At 66.7% G+C, this 22,562-nt stretch carries 18 protein-coding genes and 1 tRNA gene; 8 read left to right on the forward strand and 11 right to left on the reverse strand.

Annotated features, from left to right (window positions below):
- Position 1: 1 nt before the first annotated feature.
- The 5 genes from ACWF99_RS29965 to ACWF99_RS29985 all read right to left on the reverse strand — a co-directional run bounded on the left by ACWF99_RS29965 (position 2) and on the right by ACWF99_RS29985 (position 10,583).
- Positions 2 to 4,888, reverse strand: coding sequence for an NAD-glutamate dehydrogenase (locus ACWF99_RS29965; RefSeq protein WP_452538016.1), 4,887 nt, complete (start codon positions 4,886 to 4,888; stop codon positions 2 to 4).
- A 232-nt stretch (positions 4,889 to 5,120) separates the two neighbouring features.
- Positions 5,121 to 6,797, reverse strand: a complete 1,677-nt coding sequence (gene ettA, locus ACWF99_RS29970) for an energy-dependent translational throttle protein EttA (protein WP_378629915.1) — start codon at positions 6,795 to 6,797, stop codon at positions 5,121 to 5,123.
- Between the two features lie 69 nt (positions 6,798 to 6,866).
- Positions 6,867 to 7,433, reverse strand: a complete 567-nt coding sequence (locus ACWF99_RS29975) for a single-stranded DNA-binding protein (protein ID WP_378629913.1) — start codon at positions 7,431 to 7,433, stop codon at positions 6,867 to 6,869.
- A 127-nt stretch (positions 7,434 to 7,560) separates the two neighbouring features.
- Entirely contained in the window at positions 7,561 to 8,538 is a 978-nt protein-coding gene (locus ACWF99_RS29980) for a serine/threonine dehydratase (protein ID WP_452538017.1), read from the reverse strand.
- Positions 8,535 to 10,583: a cytochrome c oxidase assembly protein gene (locus ACWF99_RS29985; RefSeq protein ID WP_452538018.1), complete on the reverse strand. Its 2,049-nt coding sequence runs from the start codon at positions 10,581 to 10,583 to the stop codon at positions 8,535 to 8,537. The genes ACWF99_RS29980 and ACWF99_RS29985 overlap by 4 nt, the downstream gene beginning before the upstream one ends.
- A gap of 136 nt (positions 10,584 to 10,719) precedes the next feature.
- Here ACWF99_RS29985 and ACWF99_RS29990 point away from each other — a divergent pair.
- A tRNA-Arg gene (locus ACWF99_RS29990) sits at positions 10,720 to 10,793 on the forward strand.
- A gap of 100 nt (positions 10,794 to 10,893) precedes the next feature.
- On the opposite strand, the gene ACWF99_RS29995 is transcribed toward ACWF99_RS29990, so the two are convergent.
- On the reverse strand, positions 10,894 to 11,865 hold the full coding sequence (locus ACWF99_RS29995) for an antibiotic biosynthesis monooxygenase (RefSeq protein WP_452538019.1): 972 nt from the start codon (positions 11,863 to 11,865) through the stop codon (positions 10,894 to 10,896).
- Position 11,866: 1 nt separating this feature from the next.
- On the reverse strand, positions 11,867 to 12,433 hold the full coding sequence (locus tag ACWF99_RS30000; protein WP_452538020.1) for a nucleoside deaminase: 567 nt from the start codon (positions 12,431 to 12,433) through the stop codon (positions 11,867 to 11,869).
- Between the two features lie 376 nt (positions 12,434 to 12,809).
- On the opposite strand from ACWF99_RS30000, the gene ACWF99_RS30005 reads away from it, so the two are divergent.
- The 5 genes from ACWF99_RS30005 (at position 12,810) to ACWF99_RS30025 (ending at position 17,973) form a co-directional block, all read left to right on the forward strand.
- Complete coding sequence (locus ACWF99_RS30005; RefSeq protein ID WP_452538021.1) at positions 12,810 to 14,429, forward strand: MFS transporter; 1,620 nt, start codon at positions 12,810 to 12,812, stop codon at positions 14,427 to 14,429.
- A 59-nt stretch (positions 14,430 to 14,488) separates the two neighbouring features.
- The gene (locus ACWF99_RS30010; protein ID WP_452538022.1) at positions 14,489 to 15,013 is read left to right on the forward strand and encodes an OmpA family protein; all 525 of its coding nucleotides are present in this window, start codon (positions 14,489 to 14,491) and stop codon (positions 15,011 to 15,013) included.
- Positions 15,014 to 15,288: 275 nt separating this feature from the next.
- Positions 15,289 to 16,152 carry an ABC transporter permease gene (locus ACWF99_RS30015; RefSeq protein ID WP_452538023.1) on the forward strand — a complete coding sequence of 288 codons (864 nt, stop codon included), beginning with the start codon at positions 15,289 to 15,291 and terminating at the stop codon, positions 16,150 to 16,152.
- A complete protein-coding gene (locus tag ACWF99_RS30020; protein WP_266298325.1) occupies positions 16,145 to 16,978 on the forward strand; it encodes an ABC transporter permease in 834 nt (277 codons plus the stop codon). The genes ACWF99_RS30015 and ACWF99_RS30020 overlap by 8 nt, the downstream gene beginning before the upstream one ends.
- Positions 16,979 to 16,980: 2 nt before the next feature.
- Positions 16,981 to 17,973: an ABC transporter ATP-binding protein gene (locus tag ACWF99_RS30025; RefSeq protein WP_452538024.1), complete on the forward strand. Its 993-nt coding sequence runs from the start codon at positions 16,981 to 16,983 to the stop codon at positions 17,971 to 17,973.
- A 2-nt stretch (positions 17,974 to 17,975) separates the two neighbouring features.
- Here the strand turns inward: ACWF99_RS30025 and ACWF99_RS30030 are convergent, their stop codons facing one another.
- Positions 17,976 to 18,296, reverse strand: coding sequence for a hypothetical protein (locus ACWF99_RS30030; protein ID WP_378629895.1), 321 nt, complete (start codon positions 18,294 to 18,296; stop codon positions 17,976 to 17,978).
- 335 nt (positions 18,297 to 18,631) lie between these two features.
- Here ACWF99_RS30030 and ACWF99_RS30035 point away from each other — a divergent pair, with 335 nt between their 5' ends.
- Positions 18,632 to 19,162, forward strand: a complete 531-nt coding sequence (locus ACWF99_RS30035; RefSeq protein ID WP_452538025.1) for a DUF4254 domain-containing protein — start codon at positions 18,632 to 18,634, stop codon at positions 19,160 to 19,162.
- Between the two features lie 4 nt (positions 19,163 to 19,166).
- On the opposite strand, the gene ACWF99_RS30040 is transcribed toward ACWF99_RS30035, so the two are convergent.
- From ACWF99_RS30040 to ACWF99_RS30050, 3 genes are read right to left on the reverse strand one after another with little or no spacing between them, the layout of a single operon-like run.
- The gene (locus ACWF99_RS30040; RefSeq protein WP_378629891.1) at positions 19,167 to 19,484 is read right to left on the reverse strand and encodes a hypothetical protein; all 318 of its coding nucleotides are present in this window, start codon (positions 19,482 to 19,484) and stop codon (positions 19,167 to 19,169) included.
- The gene (locus ACWF99_RS30045; protein ID WP_378629890.1) at positions 19,485 to 20,633 is read right to left on the reverse strand and encodes a fatty acid desaturase family protein; all 1,149 of its coding nucleotides are present in this window, start codon (positions 20,631 to 20,633) and stop codon (positions 19,485 to 19,487) included.
- A 38-nt stretch (positions 20,634 to 20,671) separates the two neighbouring features.
- Positions 20,672 to 21,763, reverse strand: a complete 1,092-nt coding sequence (locus ACWF99_RS30050) for a ferredoxin reductase (RefSeq protein WP_378629887.1) — start codon at positions 21,761 to 21,763, stop codon at positions 20,672 to 20,674.
- Between the two features lie 143 nt (positions 21,764 to 21,906).
- On the opposite strand from ACWF99_RS30050, the gene ACWF99_RS30055 reads away from it, so the two are divergent.
- Positions 21,907 to 22,554 (forward strand): TetR family transcriptional regulator, encoded by a 648-nt coding sequence (locus tag ACWF99_RS30055; RefSeq protein WP_378630033.1) that lies wholly within the window; start codon positions 21,907 to 21,909, stop codon positions 22,552 to 22,554.
- The last annotated feature ends 8 nt before the right edge of the window (positions 22,555 to 22,562 follow it).

A 22,562-nucleotide genomic window follows, 5' to 3' on the forward strand; every position in this document is an offset into this window, starting at 1 on the left:
GTCACCGTGGTACCTCCGATTGGGCGCCCACCCCGCTCACCATGCTCCGCACCTGTCGCGCGGCAACCGACAGTGTGGCGAGGTCGTGGGTCCCGGACTCGAACAGTTCCGACAGTGCCGCGCGCGCACGGCCCAGCCGGGACTGGTTCTTCGACTCCCAGTATGCAATTTTTTCGTCGGGAGTTTCTTCTGGGTCACCCGCGGACAGCACATCGAGGGTGAGCGAACGCAACGAACCGTACATGTCGTCGCGCAGCGCGAGCCGGGCCAGCGCGTGCCAGCGATCGCCGCGTTCGAGATGGCTCACCGCCTCGAGCAGCCAGTCGATCTTGAGATGATCGTTGAGCGCGTAGTACAGGGCGCCCACCTCGGCTCCGTCGCGATCGGTGATGTCGGCGATGTCGACGATGTCGAGCAGCGGGAACAACCCGAGCAGCCCGAACACCTCGGTGGCCAGGTCGGTCGGCGCGCCGCGGGCGATCAGCTCGGCGGCGCCCTGGGTGAGGGAGGTGACATGGTGCCCGCGCAACCAGCCCGGCACCTGCGGCGCCAGTTCCTGCACCCGGCGGTGATAGCGGTTGATCTCGGCGCCGACCGCGATCGGCTGCGGCCGGTTGCTCAGCAACCAGCGCGATGCGCGGTCCAGCGTCCGCTTGGATTCCAATTCGAGCAGGTCACAGACTCCGGCGGCGGCGTCGGCGCCGCGGATGCGCGACCACACGTCATGGAGCTGGAAGATCTCGGTGGCCGCGGCGAACGCGCGCACCGTATCGGTGGTGGTGGCGCCGACCTCTTCGTTGAGGCGGTGGGCGTAGGTGATGCCGCCGTAGTCCACGACCTCGTTGACGATCATCGTGGTGACGATCTCGCGGCGCAGCCGGTGCTTCTTGATGGCGGCGCCGAACTGTTCCCGCAGCGGCGTCGGGAAGTACAGGGGCAGCTTCCTCGCGAAATAGGCGCTGTCGGGCAGATCGGTGTCGAGCAGGTCGGCCTTGAGGCCGAGCTTCACGTGCGCGAGCAGGTTGGCCAGCTCGGGTGAGGCGAGCCCGGCGCCCTCCTCGCCACGGCGAGCCAGCTCGGCGGTCGACGGCAGCGCCTCGAGCTCCCGGTCGAGACCGCGTCGCTGTTCGAGGTCGGCGATCACGCGACCGTGCACATTGAGCATCTGGGGCGCGTCGGTGCGGGCGATACCGATCAAGGTGTTCTGGTCGACGTTGTCCTGCAACACCATTCGAGCGACCTCGTCGGTCATCGAGGCCAGCAGCGGGTTGCGGTCGGCGGGCGCGAGACCACCCGCGCTGACCACGCCGTCGAGCAGGACCTTGATATTGACCTCATGGTCGGAGCAGTCGACGCCCGCGGAGTTGTCGAGTGCGTCGGTGTTCATCTTGCCGCCCGCACGGCAGAACTCGATCCGGCCGAGCGCGGTGGCCCCCAGGTTGCCACCTTCGCCGATCACCTTGACCCGCAATTGGTTTCCGTCGACGCGCACCGCGTCGTTGGACTTGTCGCCCACCTCGGCATTGGATTCGGTGCTCGCCTTCACGTAGGTGCCGATCCCGCCGTTCCACAGCAACTGCACCGGTGCGAGCAGGATCGCGCGCACCAACTCTGGCGGCGAGAGCGTCTGCACCGAGTCGGGCAGGCCGAGCGCCGTTCGTGCCTGCGGCGAGATCGGCACCGACTTCACGGTCCGCTCGAACACCCCGCCGCCCTCGCTGATCAGGCTCCGGTCGTAGTCGGCCCACGAGGATCGCGGCAGCGCGAACAACCGCTCACGTTCGGTAAAGGAACTCGCGGCGTCGGGGTTCGGGTCGAGGAAGATGTGCCGGTGGTCGAACGCGGCGACCAGCCGGATGTGCGGCGAGAGCAGCATGCCGTTGCCGAACACGTCACCGCTCATGTCACCGACGCCGACCACGGTGAATTCCTGGCTCTGGGTGTCGATGTCCATCTCACGGAAGTGGCGTTTGACCGCTTCCCACGCCCCCTTGGCGGTGATCCCCATCGCCTTGTGGTCGTAGCCCGCCGAGCCGCCGGAGGCGAAGGCGTCGCCGAGCCAGAAGCCGTAGCGGGTGGCCACATCGTTGGCGATATCGGAGAAGCTGGCGGTGCCCTTGTCGGCGGCGACCACCAGGTAGGTGTCGTCGCTGTCGCGGCGGACCACGCGATCGGGCGGCAGCACCGCGCCGGTGGCCAGGTCGACATTGTCGGTGACGTCGAGCAGCCCGGAGATGAAGGTGCGGTAGCAGGCGACGCCTTCGGCGATACTCGCCTGGCGGTCGACGGCCGGGTCACCGATCGGGGCGGGCGGACGCTTCACCACGAAACCGCCCTTGGCGCCGACCGGCACGATCACCGCGTTCTTCACCGCCTGCGCCTTCACCAGGCCGAGGATCTCGGTGCGGAAGTCCTCGAGCCGGTCCGACCAGCGCAGGCCGCCACGCGCCACCGAGCCGAACCGCAGGTGCACGCCCTCGACCCGCGGCGAGTACACGAAGATCTCGAATTGCGGTCGCGGCTTGGGCAGTTCGGCGATCTCGCGCGGCTCGACCTTCAGCGCCAGGTAGTCGCGTGGGCGTCCTTCGTCGTCGAGAACATAGTTGTTGGTTCGCAGCGTGGCCTTGATCAGGCCGAGGATGGCCCGCAGGATGCGGTCGGCGTCCATGCTGACCACCTCGTCGATCCCGGCCCGCACCCGCGTCTCGAGCTCGGCGGCGGCCTCGGCGGAGACGATGGCCGGATCGAACCGGGCGGCGAACAGGTCGACGAAATCGCGCGCGACCTCCGGATGGGCCAGCAGCACGCGGGCGATATTGACCTGGGAGTACGGGAATCCGGCCTGCTGCAGGTATTTCGCGTACGCGCGCAGGATCGCGACCGACCGCCACGGCAGGCCGGCACGCAGCACGAGTTCGTTGAGACCGTCGGCTTCGGCCCGGTCGTACCAGACCGCCTCGAAGGCATCGGTGAACCGGGTACGCAGGGCGTCGAGCTGGCCGGGGGCTTCGAGCAGTGCGGCGTCGAGATCGCCGCCCAGTGCGTTGCGCAGCAGCTCCGGACGAGCCTGCAAACCGAAATCGTAGATCCAGCGCTCGGTGCCGCCTTCGTGTTCGAGCTGGTAGGGCCGTTCGTCGACCACCTCGACACCCAGGCTCTGCAAGACCGGGAGGACCTGGCTCAGTGAGACACCGGAACCGGCGATGTAGAGGCTGAAGCGCCACGAACCGGGCGCCGCTTCGGGCCTGCGATAGAGGTGCTGCCTGATGCCGCCTTCGGTGAGTCGCTCGAGGCGCACGATGTCGGCCAGCGCGCGGGCGGGCGCGAAGTCCTCTTTGTAGCTTTCGGGCAGCGCCTCCGAATACCGTTTGACCACAGCGGGATCGAGCACGGTGGAAGAGGCGACCGCGTCACCGATCCGGTCGTCCCAGGTGTGACTGGCCGCGTTGAGCAGGCCCTGCAGACGCAGCCGGTTGTCCTCCGAGGTGTCGGGTCCTGCCTCGCCGGTGGACTCGGCGGGCATCATCACCGTGAAATACACACTGGCGAGCTCACTTTCGCTCACCCGCGCCGAGTAGTCGATATCCACGCCACCGAGTTCGGCGACCAGGATCTCCTGCATCTCCAGGCGTACGGCAGTGGTGTAGCGATCGCGCGGCAGATACACCATGCAGGCCACGAAGCGGCCGTAGCCATCGCTGCGCAGGAAGAGCCGGACCTGCCTGCGCAGGCCGACGCCGAGCACCGCGACGGCGGTGCGGCGCATGGTCTCGGTGTCGGCCGAGAACAGTTCGGTGCGCGGGAACGACTCGATCACCTCGAGCATCGCCTGCCCGGAGAAGGAGTCCTTGTCGAACCCGGCGCCCTCGATCGCGGTCCGCACCCGGCGGTTGATCACCGGGATGTCGAGCACGTTCTCGTGCACCGCGCTGACGGTGAACACGCCGATGAACAGGTGCACACCCACCTCGGCGCCCGTCTCGTCGACATCGGCGACACCGACGAAGTACGGGTACACCGAGCGGTGCACGGTCGCGCGCACCAGACCCTGGGTGAGCAGCAGCAACGGGCGGTCTTCACCGTTGATGGGCACTTTGAAATCGGTGCCGACATCGGGACGGAGCACACCCAGGCTCGCACCGGGCACCACGGTGGACACCGTGTGGCCGTCCTCGACGCCGCGTCGGTAGCGGGCATAACCCAGCAGGGTGAAGTTGCCCGCGGCCAGCCACCGCAGCAGCTGGGCGCAATCGGCCACATCGACGGCGGGGAACGGCGTGGAGCCCTGGGCGGCGGAACGGTCGAGCGCGTCGGCGAGCGAACTCTGCACCGCGGCCATGGCCTCGGTGTCGTCGATCACCTGGCGGACGTCGTCGATCACCTCGGGCATGGTGCGTTCGATGTGATCGAGCTGGGCCCGGCCGGTCGACGGGTGCAGCTGCAGGTGCATCCACGATTCGGTGAGCCCGGTCGCGCCGTGGCCGTCCACCTCGTGCGCCGCGGCGCCGGTGAGGTGGCCCTTCTCGTCGCGGACGACCTCGAAGATCGGGTGGATCACCTCGGAGACGCTCACCTGCATCCGGCCCAGCGCCGCGGTGATCGACTCCACCAGCAGCGGCATGTCGTCGGTGACGACCTGCACCGCGGCGCCCATCCCGGTCCCGTCGTCGGGATGATGCACTCGCACGCTGGCCTTACCCGGCATCCGAACGGCGGCCAATTCCATGTGGTGCCGGAAGATCTGGGTGATTCCGGGGATCGGGAAGTCCACGTCACCGGCATCGACGTGTCGGAAATACGCCTCCTCGAGAGTCGCGAGATCGCCGCGCAAGCTCTGCGGCATTCCCGCGGCCCACGCCGCGCTGGAGATTTCCGACGAGACCGTCATCGTTTAGCCCACTCCCATGGATTGTGGTTCGCTTCGATTTCGCAACGCAGGTGACGCATTTTCGAGACTAGCTCCGGCTACTCGAACACGCTGAGGGAATTCGGGCTTGCCGCGCCGGTAACTTGCGGAATGCTGGGTGAACGACGGGAGCACCGATCGGCACAACGCCGACGGCCCGGCGGAGCGACCGTTCACAGATCATTCCACCGGGCCGTCGTGCGGGCCGCGCGTATCAGTCGCGCGTCAGCTTGCGGTGCGTAACACGGTGCGGGCGAGCGGCTTCGGCGCCCAGACGCTCGATCTTGTTCGCCTCGTACGCCTCGAAGTTGCCCTCGAACCAGTACCACTTGGCGTCATTGTCGTTGTCGCCCTCCCACGCCAGGATGTGGGTGCAGGTGCGATCGAGGAACCACCGGTCGTGGGAGATCACGACGGCGCAGCCGGGGAACTGATCGAGCGCGTTCTCGAGCGAACTGAGGGTTTCGACGTCGAGGTCGTTGGTCGGTTCGTCGAGCAGGATCAGGTTGCCACCCTCCTTGAGGGTCAGCGCCAGGTTCAGGCGGTTGCGCTCACCACCGGAGAGCACACCCGCCGGCTTCTGCTGATCCGGCCCCTTGAAGCCGAACGCGCTGACGTAGGCGCGCGAGGGCATCTCCTGGTTGCCGACCTGGATGAAGTCCAGACCTTCGGAGACGACCTGCCAGACGTTCTTCTTCGGGTCGATGCCTCCGCGGTTCTGGTCGACATAGCTCAGCTTGACCGTCTCGCCGACCTTCACCTCACCGCTGTCGGGTGATTCGAGACCGACGATGGTCTTGAACAACGTCGTCTTACCGACACCGTTGGGTCCGATGACGCCGACGATACCGTTGCGCGGCAACGTGAACGACAGATCCTTGATGAGCTGACGGTCGCCGAAGCCCTTGTCCAGGTGCGACACGTTGACCACGATGTCACCCAGTCGCGGACCCGCGGGGATCTGAATCTCCTCGAAGTCCAACTTGCGGTGCTTCTCGGCCTCGGCCGCCATCTCCTCGTAGCGACCCAGTCGAGCCTTGTTCTTGGCCTGGCGGGCCTTGGCGCCGGACCGCACCCAGGCCAGCTCGTCCTTGAGGCGCTTCTGCAGCTTCTGGTCCTTCTTGCCCTGGACCTCGAGACGCTGTGCCTTCTTCTCCAGGTAGGTGGAGTAGTTGCCCTCGTAGGGGTAGGCACGCCCACGGTCGAGCTCGAGGATCCACTCGGCGACATTGTCGAGGAAGTACCGGTCGTGGGTGACGGCCAGCACGGCGCCGGGGTAATCGGCGAGGTGCTTCTCGAGCCAGAGCACACTCTCGGCGTCGAGGTGGTTGGTCGGTTCGTCGAGCAGCAGCAGATCGGGCTTGCTCAGCAGCAACTTGCACAGCGCGACGCGGCGGCGCTCACCACCGGAGAGGTTGGTGACCGGCGCGTCCGGCGGCGGGCAGCGCAGCGCGTCCATGGCCTGCTCGAGCTGGGAGTCGACATCCCAGGCGTCGGCGTGGTCGAGGAACTCCTGGAGCTTGCCCATTTCGTCCATGAGCTCGTCGGAGTACTCGGTGGCCATCAGTTCAGCGATCTCGTTGAACCGATCCAGCTTGACCTTGACCTCGCCGAGGCCCTCCTCCACGTTGCCGCGGACGGTCTTCTCCTCGTTGAGCGGCGGCTCCTGCTGCAGGATGCCGACCGTGGCGCCCGCGCCGAGGAACGCCTCACCGTTGTTCGGCCGGTCCAGTCCCGCCATGATCTTCAGCACGCTGGATTTACCCGCGCCGTTGGGACCCACCACACCGATCTTGGCGCCGGGAAGGAAGTTCAAGTACACGTCGTCGAGGATGACCTTGTCGCCGTGCGCTTTGCGAACCTTGATCATCTGATAAATGAACTCAGCCATACGCGGAAGCCTATCGGTGGGAGAAACGGGGACGGGATACGGAAGGGTCGAGTGCCGCGGAAACGACCCTCATGCGTCGACCTGCTCGGCACCGTTGGTGCTCGACACCACGTCCGGCGATCGCGCGGGGACAGGATCCGCCACGGTCGTACAGGCTACGGCAACGGCTTCGGCGGACGCATACCCGGTGGCAGCGTCGTCGGCCTTCGGTAGGGCAGCGCCGCGGGGGTCGGAAATATTCCGCACCGTCGCATGCGGCAGTGATCGCAGGCCCTCGGACCGGCGGACAACGCTCGCGTGGCAGCGCGCCAGATCGGGCCCGACCGCCACCGCGCGCATCTCCAGATCCCGCCGCTCGGTTCCGTCCTTGCCGCGGTACTCGTGCGAGCGGAGTTGCCCGTAGGCGATCACCGGGTCGCCGCGGTGCAACGATCGATCCACCCCTGCCACCAGCCTGCGCCAGCACGAGACCGTGAGATACAACGTGCCGTTGTCGGTCCACTCCCCCGTTTTGACGTCGAATCGCCGCGAATTGCTCGCCATCCGGAACGTGAGCATCTGCTCACCGTTGCTGAGATCGCGCCGCATCGGATGGGTGATGACGGTCCCGATCACCGTCGCGTGTGCCTCGTACATCGTGCTCGCCCCCCGCTCGAATCCACCGTTATCGCTCTGACCAACCAAGAATGACCCGGCGAACGGGGGTGTGGGCGGCGCGCAGTGAATCTGTGGATGAAGCGGGCAGTTGTGGACAACGCCGGTGTCAGAGCACGGGAAGCTCGGTGTTCGCTCCGCACAGCACCACGATCGGCCGTACGCCGGGCTCCGGCGTGTACACACCGCTCTGCACGGCGGCCAGCGCGGCGGCGCCTTCGAGCTCGACCACCACGCGGAACTCCCGCCAGAGGTATTCGCGGGCGGCGGCGACCGCGTCGTCGGCCACCGCGACCGCGGGCATCTGGTGCCGCTGGGCGATATCGAAGGCGATATCGCCGACCCTGGTCGCGCACAGCAGCTCGGTGGCGTACGAAGCCACGTCGATATCGACCGGCGCGCCCGCCGCGAGTGCCGCCGAGAGCACCGGTATGTGCTCGGATTCGATGCCGACGATCTCCCTGCGCTTGCCCAGTGCCGCCCCGAGGCCCGCGATCAGCCCGCCGCCGCCGACCGCGGCCAGCACCGGCGGCCTGCCGCGCACCTGTTCTTCCAGCTCGAGCCCGATGACGCCGGCGCCCGCCACCACCGCGGGCATGTCGTAGGCATGCAGATGGTCGGCACCGCGCTCGGCGGCCAGGGTGAGCGCCCGGCGTTGCGCCTCGGCGTACGTCGTTCCGTGCCACAGCACTTCGGCGCCGTGCGCCCACATCGCGGCCACCTTGGTGTGCGGCGCGGATTCCGGCACGACGACCGTGCATTCCTTGCCGAGCTGTGCCGCGGCCAGCGCCACCGCGATGCCCGCGTTGCCCGCCGAGGCGACAACCACATGGTCGGTGCCGCTGTCGGCCGACAACAGCGCGTTGAGCGCGCCACGCACCGTGAATGTGCCGCCGTGCTGCAGGAATTCCATTTTCAGTGACACCGGCACCGGCCCGTTCGGCCCGTCCACACTCGTGTGGAACACCGGTGTCTTGCGTACCCGCCCGGCCAGCCGCCGCCGCGCCGCCCGCACATCGGTGCGCAGCACCCGCACCGGTTCGGCCCGCTCGGTCGATTCGCTCGACGGCACACCGAATCCGCTCACCGGCGGACCTCGCCGTCACGCCGCGCCAGCTCGGCGTACATCGCGTTGTAGGCGGTCAGGTCGGCGTCGTTGTCGCGATCGGCGGCCCGGTCGGTGCGCTTGGCCAGCTTGGTGTCACTGCGTGACCACTGGATCAGCAGGGCGAGCATCACCACCACCAGCGGCACCTCACCGCTGGCCCAGGCGAAACTGCCGCCGTTGCGCTGGTCGGCGAGCAGGTCGATGTTCCAGCCGAGGTCGAGGGTGCGATAGAACCAGTCGCCCAGCACGGTGGTCATGCTCATCAGCGCGATGCCGAAGAACGCGTGGAAGGGCAGCGTGCCGAACACCATCGCGAGCTTGGTCAGCGGCGCGACCTCGCGCGGCTTGGGATCGATGCCGATCACCACCCAGTAGAACAGGTAGCCGCTGAGCAGGAAGTGCGTGTTCATCATCAGGTGCGCGGCGTGCGAGTCGACATAGGTGTCGAAGATTCCGCCCAGATACAGCGCGTAGAACCCGGCGACGAAGATCAGCGACGCCACCACGGGCTGGGTGAGGAACCGCGAGACCGGGTTGTGCACGGCTGCCAGAATCCACTCGCGTGGCCCCGGCACACCACCGCGGCCCGCGGGCGGGAGCGCGCGCAATGCCAGGGTCACCGCGCCGCCGAGGGCGAGCAGGATCGGCGCCAGCATCGACAACGCCATGTGCGCGCCCATGTGCACGCTAAACATCGCCGGCGCGTAGCGCCCGACCCCCGACGACGTGGCCAGCAACAGCACCAGGCAGCCACTGCACCAGGCGATGGTCCGCCCGACCGGCCAGGCATCGCCGCGCTTGCGCAACCGGCGGACGCCGAGCAGATAGAGCGCGGCGAGCACGATCGCCAGGGTTCCGAAGATCAGGTCGAAGCGCCAGTCGAACAGCAGGCGGCTCACGGTCGGCGGGCCCGCGAGGGTGTAGCCCAGCTCCACTTCGACCGGCGTCGGCACCGCGGTCGGTGGCGGTGGCGGGGTGCGGCCGAGGCCGACTGCCAGGCCGATGGTCGCCGCGAAGATCAGCATCTCCACGCCGGCGAAACGGATGAGCGCGCCGCGGTCGCGCGAATCGGCGGCCAGCGCGGGCAGCGCGGCCCGGCGCTGCAGGTAGCCGATGGCGCCCAGCACCAGCAGCGCGGCCGCTTTCGCGAGCACCAGCCTGCCGTACGTGGTGGTGAACAGGTCCGAAACGGGCACTCGCACCCAGGCATTGACGACGCCGCTGAGGCCGATCACCACGATCGAGACGGTCGCGGCCACCGAGAACCGGCGGGCGGCGACATCGGTGTTCGCGCCGCCACGCATCGCGTGCGCCAGCACCGCGATCAGCCCGCCCACCCAGACCGAGGCCGACACCATGTGCAGGATCAGGGAGTTGGTCGCCACGTCGTGGGAGCCACCGGAGGACGAGTGCCCGGTCAGCGCCAGCGGCATCATGGTCACCAACGCGCCTGCCAGCAGCACCGGCGTCCAGCCCCAGCGCAACGCGCACCGGCAGCCGATCGCCACGATCAGCGCGAACAACACCGTTGTCCGCCAGGCTCCCGCTACCTCGACCTGCGTGATCACCGGCCACAGCACTTCGGGTCGCCAGATGGCACTCACCGGCTGACCGGTCGTATCCGACACTGTCAACGGCACCAACAGCGCCGCGCTCGCGGCCCACACCAGCGCGGCGTCGGAGGCTCGGCGCACCGCCCGATAACCGCCGACCTCGAGCAGACCGCCGTCGCGCGGGGGCAGCAGGAACGCCGCGAACAACAGGGAGCCGACGGTCATCGCGGCGGCCAGATCGGCCACCGCGCGCAACGCGGGCAATCCATATGTTGTCAACGCCCCCGGATCGGGTATACCGAGCAAACTGAGCGCGTGCGCCGCCGACAACCCGACCACCATGGCCGCGACAACCGCGGCGATACACCCGGCCACGACGCTGAGTACACCGAACGGCGCCGCCGGACCCGTATCCGCCGGCGGTCCGCCGTCGACGGCGGGTCCAGCGGTGGGGTCCTGCGATAACGACATGACAACGAGGGTAGTTCGACGTGCCCGGCGACGCCCCGAGGGGGCGCTCACCCGAGCCTGCGCTCGACGATCCGGTCGGTCGCTATACTTTTCGAGCTGGACAGCGTGGCCGACTTCGGCCAAGGTTGATGCGACTGCCTCCGTAGCTCAGTTGGATAGAGCAAGGGCCTTCTAATCCCTAGGTCGCAGGTTCGATTCCTGCCGGGGGCGCAAAGCGGCCCTGACCTGCATGAACATTAGGTCAGGGCCGCCACGGGTTCCGAGCGCGACGCTCTAGCGGCCAGGGACTTTCGCATCGGCGGAGACGACGTCACGGAAGCGTCCAGAACACCCGCGTCACCAAGTAGAAGAAGATCGCGGCGAGTGTCAGGAAACCCACCGAGCAGGCGAGACCGGCCAGGTCGGTGCGAGGGTCGGGGCGTGGGCTCGATCGCATCCAGAATCCCAGCGCGCGGGTGACGACCGGCATCACCACCCAGGTCAGCAGGCTGACCGACAGGATGTTCCCGACCAGCAGGCTGATCCACAGCTGCGCGCCCGGCCAGATCTCGGCGATGATCACGGTGAGGATCACGACCGTCGGATACAGCCCTACCAGGACCGACAAGGCCGTCTTCCACGACGCCGGACCGCCGTCCTCGCCCGTCTGGCTCGGCGGAAACCACGACCCGTAGGGGTTGGCGATTCGGTGGACCTCGAAATCCCGGAAGTCCGGCGCTTCCTCGAGCAAGGCCTTGCGCTGGGGCGATTCGAGCCAGTGGTCGAGATGCTCGGCCGAAGCGAAGGAATAGATGATCGTCCAGTCACTCTGGACACCGGGGATCGGCCGGTGCAGCCCGGATCCGCGAAAGCCTCGAAAAGTCCGTTCGACCTCGGTCATCCGGTCCTGCCACGCGATGAATTCCGTCTCGCGTCCGGCCGCCACGGGGTGCGAGACGACGACAGTCGCTACCTCCTCGTCCGGCTCGTCGACCAGCACATGCTGCGTCGACGGCCGCTCGAAGAGCGCGGTTCCGCGCGCGAGAAGCTCTTCCCGGGTATCACTGGCGAGCCAATGCTTGAGGTTGACGATGTCGTCGAACCGATACACGACCGACCAGTCGGACCGAGCGTCACCCGGTGGCGTCACGTCGGCGCCGAGGAATCCCGGAAAGGCCGCCGCCGCGTCGTTCACCTCCGCCTGCCACCGCCGGAACTCGTCCTCGCGGCCGACACGGGGCTGCTGAGTGATGACCACCGTCGCCGCGGCGGGCCTCGGCGACGGTGCCTTCGAGGCCGTCATGTCAGTACGGGTGCTTGTCGGCCTTCTCGGCCCAGGTCTTGTACGCTTCGGCGCCCAGATCCCTGCGGAACTGTTCGATTTTCACGGACCGCTCGGGCAGCGGCCTCGTGAAGTCTTCGTATTGATACGCGTCGTCGAAGCCGATTTCGCTGGTGTCCGCCAGATCGCTCGCGAAATGCACGGCGTCGAGACGTGACCAATAGATTGCGCTCATACACATGGGACAGGGCGCGCCGCTGATGAATATCTCCATCCCCATCAACATTCTCGCGCGTTCCGGAACCTTGTCGGGAGATCCCTCGGGTCGCGGGACCAATTCCAGCGTCGACTCGTTCTGGTGCTCTTTGGAAATACTCGGAGCCTCGCCGTTGAGTACCTGGGTCGCCTTGCGGATGGTTTCTATTTCGGCGTGTGCGGTGGCATCACCGGTGAGCAGCACCCGATTCTGCCCGCGCGCGACGATCACTCCGTCCTTCGCGATCACGGCGCCGAACGGTCCACCCCAATCGTTGTCGACAGACTCTTTCGCCAGCCTGCATGCCTCTTCCATGAGTTCATCCGGTGTCATAGGTATTGCACCTCGAATTGTGGATCGGACGTACTTGACAGGCACACGGAATATTCTTCCGGCGCCACACCTGACAGCTGTTCGATGCCGTCGCGGCGACGACCGCACACGCAATTCAGCCTCTGCCGCATATCGAATCTACCTCCGGCCCGACCGCTGCGGAACAGCGTGCGCAATGGCGACGCATTTGCCTGGTTTCGGACACCGCTCCGTGTCCTGGAGCAAGGAGCGGCCGACAGCGACCGTGTCGAGCGGTGTTCGCCGACTCACCCTTTTCGGGTGAGCCGCGACCGCTGCCGGTGTGTGACGCTGACTGTCGTCCACACCTTCGCCCTGGTCGCAGAAGTGAGGCCCTGATGCCCGGGAACACTGGCTCATGAGTTCGAGCGGCCCGTCGAAAGCAGTGGCCGCCGGATCCGGTCTGGTGCTGCTCGTACTGGCGTCCGGCCAGTTCCTGATGACGCTGGACAGCTCGGTGATGAACGTGTCGATGGCCGACGTCGCCGAGGACCTGGACACCCCCATCACCGGCATCCAGACGGCGATCACGCTGTACACGCTCGTCATGGCGACATTGATGATCACCGGCGGCAAGGTGGGCACCGTCATCGGCCGGCGTCGAGCGTTCGCGTTCGGGCTCGTCATCTACGGCGTGGGTTCGCTCACCACCGCGGCGGCGCCGAACCTGCTCGTGTTGCTGATCGGCTGGTCGCTGCTGGAAGGCATCGGTGCCGCGTTGATCATGCCCGCGATCGTCGCCCTGGTCGCGGGCAACTTCGCGCCCGAACGCCGCAGCTACGCCTACGGTCTGGTCGCGTCAGCCGGTGCGATGGCCGTCGCCGCGGGCCCGCTGATCGGCGGTGCGGTGACGACGTTCGCGTCGTGGCGCTATGTGTTCGCCGGCGAGGCGGTTCTCGTCGTGGTCATCCTTGTCGCGCTACGGCGGATCGACGACGTCGCGCCGGCGAAGGTCCGGATCGACCTGCTCGGTTCCGTGCTCTCGGTGCTCAGCCTCGGCATGATCGTCTACGGCGTCCTGCGTTCGAGTGAGTGGGGTTGGGTCCAACCCAAACCGGGCGGCACCGCGCTCGGCGGGCTCTCGCCGGTCGTCTGGCTGTTGCTGGGCGGACTGCTGCTGCTGTATGTGTTCGCGCGCTGGCAGAACCATCTCGCCGAGACCGGTGGCGAACCGCTGGTCGACCCGGCGCTGTTCCGCAATCGCCAGCTCACCGGCGGCCTCACGATGTTTCTCGGCCAGTTCACCGTGCAAGCCGGGGTGTTCTTCACCGTCCCGCTGTTCTTGACGGTGGTCCTCGAGCTCGACGCTCTGCAGACCGGGTTGCGCCTGGTTCCGCTCTCGGTGGCATTGCTGCTGGCCGCGGCCGGAATACCGAAGATCTGGCCGCGGGCCGACCCGCGCCGCGTCGTGCGCGCCGGGATGACCGCCATGATCGTCGGCATCCTCTTCCTCGTGGCAGGCATGGATCCCGGCGCCAACGCGAGCGTGGTCGCCGTCCCCATGGTGTTGATGGGGCTGGGATTGGGAGCCTTGGCCTCTCAGCTCGGCGCGGTCACCGTGTCGGCCGTGCCGGACTCGCAGAGCGCCGAGGTCGGCGGGCTGCAGAACACGGCCTCCAATCTCGGTGCGTCCCTGGGAACGGCGTTGGTCGGCTCGGTACTCATCGCGACACTGAGCACCTCGGTCATCGCGGGGATCAACGACCACCCCGATGTGGCGCCCGCGGTGAAACAACAGGCCTCCACCGAATTGGCCGCAGGTGTCCCCTTCCTGTCCGACACCCAGCTGCGGGAGGTGTTGGGCGAGAACGCAGTCCCCGAGCAGCGGGCAGCCGAGATCCTCGACCTCAACGAGGCGGCGCGCCTGGACGCTCTGCGCGTCGCGTTCTTCGTCACCGCGCTGCTCGCCATCGCGGCGCTGTTCTGCACCGGGCGGATACCCCGGCGCCCGCAAGGCGAATCCGATCCAGCGAACTGACCGAAGCACAACTCTCCCGCACAACCCACTGTCCGGCACTCACGAACAAGGAGAATCCGATGAAGATCAGAAACAGCGTCTGTGGGATCGCATCGATCGCGGTGGTTCTGTTGATGACCGCGGCGTGTAGCTCCGATGACGACTCGTCCGCACCGGCAACCACCTCGACCACCCAGGCCGACACCATGCGCAGCAGTGTCGCCGCGACCGCGTCGTCGATGATGAGCACGGTGCGCGATACCGCGGAGCAAGCGGTGCAGGACGCGATCAACACGGTCTTGGCTGCCGCACCGATCACCTTCGACGCGGGTAGTTCCGATCTCAGCGCGGCCGCCGTCGCGACGCTCAAAGCGGTAGCCGTCCCGTTGCAGGGCAACGACACCGAGATCCAGATCACGACCTACGCCGAGGATTCGAATATCGCCTCGGCCAAATCCCTGGCCGAGGCACGCGGTGACAACATCGCGGCCGCGCTCGAGGGCGACGGTATCGACAAGTCGCGCATCACGGTGAAGTCCGACGCGAATCCCTCCGACCCGGAGATCGACGCCAACGAGGCCGCGATCACGGTGGTCGACGAATAGCGGGCTGCCGCCGGACTCTCAGACACCGCCGTGACCTGCACTGATGCCGGTCACGGCGGTGCGATGCCGGGGTGGTGGCCCGGGCCGGGTAATCTTTCGCCCCATGTGGATCATCCTTGCCATCTCCGTGGTCAGCTCGGTCGCCATCGCGATCTTGTTCGCGACGGGCTTCCCCAAGGACTGAGCATGTGCCGATAGCCCTGTGCGCGGCGGGCGTCGGCGATCCGTGCCGTTCTCGTCCTGATTCGTGGCGATCGGCCTAGAGTTGACTGATTGTGCGGGGCAATGTGGCGGGGGATGGTGGGCTTGCCTTCGCGGTGCGGCGACGTCGCAAGCCTGGGGCTTTCCGGGTGTATTGGACGCTGGCGCGGGCGGGATTCAAGCGGCAGGCCCAATACAAGCTGGCGATGTTCGCCGGGCTGTTCACCAACTGTGTGTTCGGGTTCGTTCGTGCGGCGGTAATGGTCGCGGCGGTGCGTGCCGCCGGTGATTTCGGCGGGTACGACGAGGGCACCATCGGGGCCTATGTGTGGTTGTCGCAGGCGTTGCTGGGCGCCACTCAGTTCATGGGACCGCAGATCGACCTGGTCGACCGGATCAAGTCCGGTGACGTCGCGATCGACTTCCTGCGTCCGATCGACGTGCAACTCGGCTACCTGGCCACCGACATGGGCCGCGCCGCCTGCACGATCCTGCCGCGCGGTGTCCCGAGCATCGTCATCGGCGCCGCCACCTTCGGTTTGTCGATGCCGAGTACGCCGGTGGCCTATCTGCTCGGCCTGATCAGTGTGCTGCTCGCGGTGGCCCTGTCGTTTCTGTGCCTGTTCGCGGTGGCGCTGATCGGGTTCTGGGTGGTCGAGATCCGCGGCATCCGGGTGCTGTACCAGATCGTCGGAACGTTCCTGGCCGGGCTTTTCGTCCCGGTGCACATGTTCCCCGACTGGTTGCGTGTCGTCGCCATGTCTACGCCGTTTCCCTCCATCCTGCAGGCCCCGATCGATACGCTGTCAGGGCGGGCCGCCGGGTCGGATGCCTTGATCATCGTTGCGGTACAAGGCTTCTGGGTGTTGGTGATCGGACTGCTCGGCAGGGTGTTGCTGCGGGCGGGACAACGCAGGCTGGAGGTACAGGGTGGCTGAACCGGATTCCGCGCGCGTTGTTGCCGGGACCTGGTTCACTCCCTATCTCGCAGTATTGCGTTCGCGTGTGAAAGCACAGCAGGTGTACCGCCTCTCGTTCGCCACCGAAGTGTTCAGCGCCTTCCTGATCGGGCTGGTGGAGTTCGCCGAGGTATGGGTCATCTTCCACAACGTGAAGACCCTCGGCGGCCTCGATGTGGATGCGGCGCTGCTGCTGTTCGGGCTGTCCAACACCTCGTTCGCGCTGGCCCAGGTCGCGGTCGGGCATCTGGATTCCCTGCCCTCGATGATCCGGATGGGCACCCTCGACGCGTATCACCTTCGCCCACAACCGTTGCTGTTGCAGCTGGTGACCAGTGACATCTCGTTACGCAGACTCGCGCGGGCCGCGGTCGCGGTGATCGTGCTCGGGATCGGGCTGTGGCGCAACGATATCGACTGGGGCATCGCCCCGGTTACCTTGATCGTGATCACCCTGATCAGTGGAATCGCGCTGTTCTGTGGCCTTTTCGTATGCGCGGCCGGACTACAGTTCTTCTTGATCGACGGTGCCGAGCTCACCAACAGCTTCACCTACGGCGGTTCGTTCGCCGCGATGCAGCCGGCCTCGGTGTTCCCGACACCGCTGAAACTGTTGTTCGGGTTCGCGATTCCCGTCGCGTTCACGGCATACGTGCCGACGATCGCCCTGCTCGGTCTGCCGGGCCCACCACTGTTGCCCGCGTGGTCGGCGTGGCTGACGCCACTCGCCGCGGCGTGGGTGTGGCTGCTCGCATCGGCGGCATGGCGGATCGGTACGAGGCACTATCAGGGAGGAGGGGGATAACGATGGACGAGCACGAGCACCAGGATCCGATCATCGACATCGATGACCTCACCCGGCAATTCACCGTGTACCGCAAGAACGGCAGCCGCTGGCGCCGACATCGCGACACCATCACCGCCGTCGACCGGATGAGTTTCCGGATCGAACGCGGCTCGGCGGTCGGCTATATCGGCGCCAACGGCGCGGGCAAGTCGACGACCATCAAGATGCTCACCGGCATCCTGGTGCCGACCACCGGAACCGTGCGTACCTGCGGCCTCGAGCCGGTGCGTCAGCGTAAGGAACTCGCCTCGCGCATCGGCGTCGTGTTCGGGCAGCGTTCGCAGCTGTGGTGGGACCTGCCGCTGCACGAATCGTTCGCGATCCTGGCCGCGATCCATCGCCTCGATCCCGATATCGCCGACAAGCGGACCCACGAACTGGTGGAACAGCTGGAAATGGCCGACACCCTCGACACCCCTGTCCGCCAGCTCTCGCTCGGTCAGCGCATGCGCGCGGAAGTTGCGGCCGCACTGTTGCATTCGCCCGAGCTGGTGATTCTGGACGAGCCGACGATCGGCCTCGATGTGCTGTCCAAACAACGATTACGGGAGTTCCTGCGCGCCGAACGGATCGAGCGCGGCACCACGCTGCTGCTCACCACCCACGATATGGGCGATATCGAACGACTCTGTGATCGGGTGCTCGTCGTCGATTACGGCAGGCTGGTGTACGACGGTTCACTGGCCGGGCTCGGCGCCACCGTCGGCGCACGCCGGGTACTGGTGGTCGACCTGGCCGCTCCCACACCGGATCTCGATGATCTGCCGTGTGGGGCACAGTTGCTCTCCAGTGAGGCGGGCGGCATGCGCCAGCGTCTGGCGTTCGACGCCGAGAAGACCACTGCCGCGGCTTTACTGGCGGCGGTGTCGGACCGGGCGCAGGTGCGCGATCTGTCGATCGAGGAACCCGATATCGAGGATGTGGTCCGCCGGATCTACGAGTCGACCCGCTGAATTCAGCTCGGTCCGTCCGGGTTTCCCGAGTACATGCTCACCTCGCCGCCCTCCCCCAGGAAGGCGTTGACCAGCATGATCCGCTGCGCGCGCAGTTCCTCGTCGTCCGGGGCGCCGGTGGTGATCGAAATCTGCGGGATGGCAGCCCAGTTCACGACGTAGCGCTCGGGGGGTCCGTCGTCGTCGGACAGGCGCGCGAGCCGGAACACCGACACCGCACGGCGTTCCATGAGGCCGCGCACGACATCGGCGATGCGCTCTGGGTCCTCCAGAGCGAACAGGAACCCGAAGGTCAGCTCGGGCGATGAGACGTAAGCGGGCACAATTATCGAGGTTAGTGCATTCGGCCCCGAAATGATTGCCGGAAATGTGCCACCGCGGTTACCCGGGAGTGCTCGCGGGGAGACCCGGCCGTAATGGTCGATAACAATTTCCGCCGACCACCGGGTTTGTACACCATACTATTGCGCGTCGGCGCCGAATCGCGCTTTCCTGAAAGGGTCCCGATTTCCCCCGGGCCGTCTTCTCCACCCGCAGCGTCGCGGACTCTTGTCGACGTCCGGGCGGGGCTACGCCGGTGCCGGGGAGTGCACCCCCACACCCGTCCTCCTCGGCTCTGGCGTATCCATGCACAACAGCGTTATCAGGGGGCGTGCCCATGCCGATCGATCACGGCCACCGTTCGGATGCCGCACAGCTGCCGACTCCTTCAGCGCTGTTGCGGGCCTTTCTGGAAACCGACCACCCCGACCCGACACCGCACCGGGTTCTCGACGCCGCCCGCGGGCTCGCGAGCTGTCACGATCGCCGGCGCAGAGTGCTGGAGCAGGCACGCGACCCCGCCGCGTCGAGCAGCACCGGCGCGGCGTGCGCGCGCCTGGTCGACGATATCGACAACGACCGCGGCGCGCTGATCGCCCGCATCGACGACTGGGTCGCCGCCCATGTGGAACACCGCGACGGCGCCTCGCTGCACACCGAGACCCTCGGCGCGGTGATCGACCGGATGGCGGCGAAATGGATCGCCGCCCAGCAGGCCATCGCAGGACCGGCCCCAACGACAACGACACCACGGCAGCGGGAGGCTCGCACCCATCTGCAGTGGTGTCGTCTTGCCGAATTGACCGACGGCTACCGGGATCTGATCACCGATGTCACCGAACACCGCAGGCGGTTGCCGGTGTGGTGAATCGTCAGGCCTTGTCGCCCGGTTCGGCGAACACGGGCGCCGGATCGAGATCGCCCTCGGCCGCGGCGTCGAGATCGACCGGGTCGGTCTCGACGTCGCGCGCCTTCGCGAACTCCGCCTCGGCCCGGTCCTGCGCCGCATCGCGACGAGCGGCAGCCGCGGCTTCTCGCATCTCGATCGCGTCGGTGACGAACTCACCGATCTCCCGAGCGACCTCGGCGACCGTTCCGGTGATCAGAGTCGCGATCTTGCCGACCCGCTGGGCACCGGAGGACGTCAGTTCCTGGACCAGATCCTTATTGCTTTCGAATTTGCCGACCATTTACACGCCCACTTCGGTTGCCTTCCGATTACGCATAACGATAACACCGGGCTTGGGCGCCCGATTCACGAAACGATCGGGCAGCGCGAGCTGGAAGATCTTGGCCCAGACCGAACCGATCTGCTTGGAGAAGCGACCGGTGTTGTAGGGCAGGCCGTACTTCTCGGCCAGCGCCTTCACCTCGGGCGCGATCTCCGGGTACCGGTTTGCCGGGATATCGGGGAACAGGTGGTGCTCGATCTGGTGCGACAGGTTGCCCGACATGATGTGGAACAGCCGCGAGCCGTTGATGTTGGCCGAGCCGAGCATCTGGCGTACGTACCACTCACCGCGGGTCTCGACCTCGGTCTCCTCCTTGGAGAACGTCTGCACACCCGAGGGGAAATGACCGCAGAAGATGATCGAGTAGGTCCAAACGTTGCGCACCAGGTTGGCCGCCACGTTGCCCGCCAGGGTCGACAGGAACAGCGGGCCGGTGAGCGCCGGGAACATCACGTAGTCCTTGAGGACCTGCTTGCCCGCCTTCTTACCCTGGCCCTTGAGCAGCGGCTTGATGTCGGACCACTTGCGCTTGCCCTTGATGATGTTGTCGGCTTCGAGGTCGTGCAGCATCACGCCCCACTCGAAGAACGTCATCAGCAGGAAGGCGTAGAGCGGGTTGCCCAGGTAGTAGGGGTTCCACTTCTGCGCCTCGTCGATCCGCAGGATGCCGTAACCGATGTCGCGGTCCATGTCGACGATGTTGGTGTAGGTGTGGTGCATGTAGTTGTGCGAGTGCTTCCACTGGTCGGCCGGGCAGACCGTGTCCCAGTCGAATTCGCGGGAGTTGATGCCGCGCTCACGCATCCAGTCGTACTGGCCGTGCATGACGTTGTGGCCGATCTCCATGTTGTCGAGGATCTTCGACACACCGAGGGCGGCGACGCCGGCCAGCCAGAACGGCGGCAGGAAGCCCAGGTACATCAGGCCGCGGCCGGCGATCTCGAAGCCGCGCTGGGTCTTGATGATGTTGTAGATGTAGTCGCGGTCGCGTTCGCCGAGATCGTCGACGACGCGGGCGCGGATCGCGTCGAGCGCGGCGCCGAGTTCTTCGACCTGATCCGGGCTCAGGATGACCGGACCGTCTTTGCCTTCGGTGAGGATCGTCATGGCTGTATCTCCCCTTGTTGGTTCTGGGTATCGGTGGTCTAGAGCGCGATGTCGACGTCGCCGACAGGGGCGTTGATGCAGATCTGGATGGGCTTGTCGGGGTCGGCGTCGAGCTCGCCGGTACGGACGTTGCGGGTGCAGCCGGAGACCTTGGTCGCGGTGCAGGAGAAGCAGATCCCCATGCGGCAGCCGTATTCCGGGGTCAGGCCGGATGCTTCGGCCTGCTCGAGCAGCGTTGCTCCGGTGTTGTCGGCGGCGACGTCGCTGCCGGAGAAGGTGACGGTGCCGGTGGCCTCGGACGGATCGGTCGGGACCGTGGTGAGCGTGAATTCCTCACTGAGCACCCGGTCTTCGAGACCTTCGGCTTCGAAGATCGTCTTGACCGCCCGCATCAGCGGCGGCGGCCCGCACACGAAGGTCTGTGCATCGGCGTACCAGGGTGCGACCCGCTCGAGCTCCTCGTAGTCGAAGAAACCACTGCCGGTGGAGGTTTCACCGTCGATCACCGTGCCCGGCTCGACCGGGTAGCGGTACTCGATACGGAAGTTGGCGCGACGCTGCGCGATCGAGGACAGCTCGGCCCGATGCGGCACCATCTCGGGCTGACGCGCGTAGTGCAGGAAGGTGACCTGCCCGGTGTAACCCTCGGCGTCGAGGGTCCGCAACATCGACAGTACCGGCGTGATGCCGCTGCCGCCGCTGACCAGCAGCACCTTGTCGGGCCGCTGCTGCGGTAGGTGGAACACACCGGAAGCGGGCGCCAGGTCGACGACCATGCCGGGCTTGGCATTGGCGTGCAGGTAGTTCGACACCAGCCCGCCCGGGTGCGCCTTGACGGTGAGCTGCAGGTAGCGCTCGCCCTGGCTCTCGGGGTCGATCGGCGAGTAGCAGCGGGTGTGGCGCACGCCGTTGATCGAGACGCCGATCTGCACGTACTGACCGGCGGCATGGCCTCGCCACTGCCGCGAGGCGCGCAGGGTGAGGGTCACCGAGCCCGGCACCGCGTGCGAGACATGGGTGACTTCGGCGCGCAGCTCCCGGGCGGTGAGCCCGGGGTTGACGAGTTCCAGGTACCGGTCCAGCGGGTGCGGCGTCGTCAACGTCTGCACCAGGTCGATCAGTCCCACCATGTCGCGTTGCCCCTTTGAGAAGTCCTTCGACGTACGCTCCAAATTTCAGTGCACGTCTGTACACTCACCAGTGTGCCCGATGACCCCGGGCCACTGTCAACCGGCAATAATGTGAGGCGGACAACATCATGACGAAGGCCGCTATGGTGAACGGATGTATGCTCACCGATGTGACTGAGCAGGCAGGAACCCGCAACGAGCGCAAAGCGCATACCCGGGCAGCCCTCCTCGACGGCACCCTGGCCTTGGCCTCGGAGCGCGGATTCGCGGCATTGAGCCTGCGTGAGATCGCCCGTTCGGCCGGCATCGTGCCGACCGCCTTCTACCGCCACTTCGCCTCGCTCGACGACCTCGGCGCGACGATCGTCGACGAGGGCGTCACCGCGCTGCGGCTGGCATTGCGCGAGGTCAGGCGGAAACCGGACGCGCATCTGGCCGATACGGTCCGCTTCGTCTTCGAGCAGGTGCGCGCCAAACGCGCCCTGTTCGGCTTCCTCATTCGCGAGCGTCACGGCGGGCCTGCTCCGCTGCGTCAGGCGATCGCGATGGAGATGCAGCTGATCGTGCGCGAGATCGTCGCCGATCTGTCGCGCCTGCGTGCACTGGATTCGTGGAGCACCACCGAGCTGGAGATCGCCGCGGATCTACTGGTCACCACCGTGACCGACGGTATCGCTGCGTTCGTCGCGTCCACCCCCCGTGAGGAATCGGCGATCGTGGAGCGCACCGTGATGCAGATGCGCCTGATCGCGTTGGGCATCGCGGGCTGGGTACCCAAAAACGCGGATTGAACTCAGAG

This window comes from Nocardia sp. NPDC055002 (genome assembly GCF_053608825.1).

What these genes read in the sequence shown, in the direction of transcription:
- ACWF99_RS29965 (WP_452538016.1), bottom strand. Translation starts at nt 4,888, where the DNA reads ATGACGGTCTCGTCGGAAATCTCCAGCGCGGCGTGGGCCGCGGGAATG.
- ettA (WP_378629915.1), bottom strand. Translation starts at nt 6,797, where the DNA reads ATGGCTGAGTTCATTTATCAGATGATCAAGGTTCGCAAAGCGCACGGC.
- ACWF99_RS29975 (WP_378629913.1), bottom strand. Translation starts at nt 7,433, where the DNA reads ATGTACGAGGCACACGCGACGGTGATCGGGACCGTCATCACCCATCCG.
- ACWF99_RS29985 (WP_452538018.1), bottom strand. Translation starts at nt 10,583, where the DNA reads ATGTCGTTATCGCAGGACCCCACCGCTGGACCCGCCGTCGACGGCGGA.
- ACWF99_RS29995 (WP_452538019.1), bottom strand. Translation starts at nt 11,865, where the DNA reads ATGACGGCCTCGAAGGCACCGTCGCCGAGGCCCGCCGCGGCGACGGTG.
- ACWF99_RS30000 (WP_452538020.1), bottom strand. Translation starts at nt 12,433, where the DNA reads ATGACACCGGATGAACTCATGGAAGAGGCATGCAGGCTGGCGAAAGAG.
- ACWF99_RS30005 (WP_452538021.1), top strand. Translation starts at nt 12,810, where the DNA reads ATGAGTTCGAGCGGCCCGTCGAAAGCAGTGGCCGCCGGATCCGGTCTG.
- ACWF99_RS30010 (WP_452538022.1), top strand. Translation starts at nt 14,489, where the DNA reads ATGAAGATCAGAAACAGCGTCTGTGGGATCGCATCGATCGCGGTGGTT.
- ACWF99_RS30025 (WP_452538024.1), top strand. Translation starts at nt 16,981, where the DNA reads ATGGACGAGCACGAGCACCAGGATCCGATCATCGACATCGATGACCTC.
- ACWF99_RS30035 (WP_452538025.1), top strand. Translation starts at nt 18,632, where the DNA reads ATGCCGATCGATCACGGCCACCGTTCGGATGCCGCACAGCTGCCGACT.
- ACWF99_RS30040 (WP_378629891.1), bottom strand. Translation starts at nt 19,484, where the DNA reads ATGGTCGGCAAATTCGAAAGCAATAAGGATCTGGTCCAGGAACTGACG.
- ACWF99_RS30045 (WP_378629890.1), bottom strand. Translation starts at nt 20,633, where the DNA reads ATGACGATCCTCACCGAAGGCAAAGACGGTCCGGTCATCCTGAGCCCG.
- ACWF99_RS30050 (WP_378629887.1), bottom strand. Translation starts at nt 21,763, where the DNA reads ATGGTGGGACTGATCGACCTGGTGCAGACGTTGACGACGCCGCACCCG.
- ACWF99_RS30055 (WP_378630033.1), top strand. Translation starts at nt 21,907, where the DNA reads ATGGTGAACGGATGTATGCTCACCGATGTGACTGAGCAGGCAGGAACC.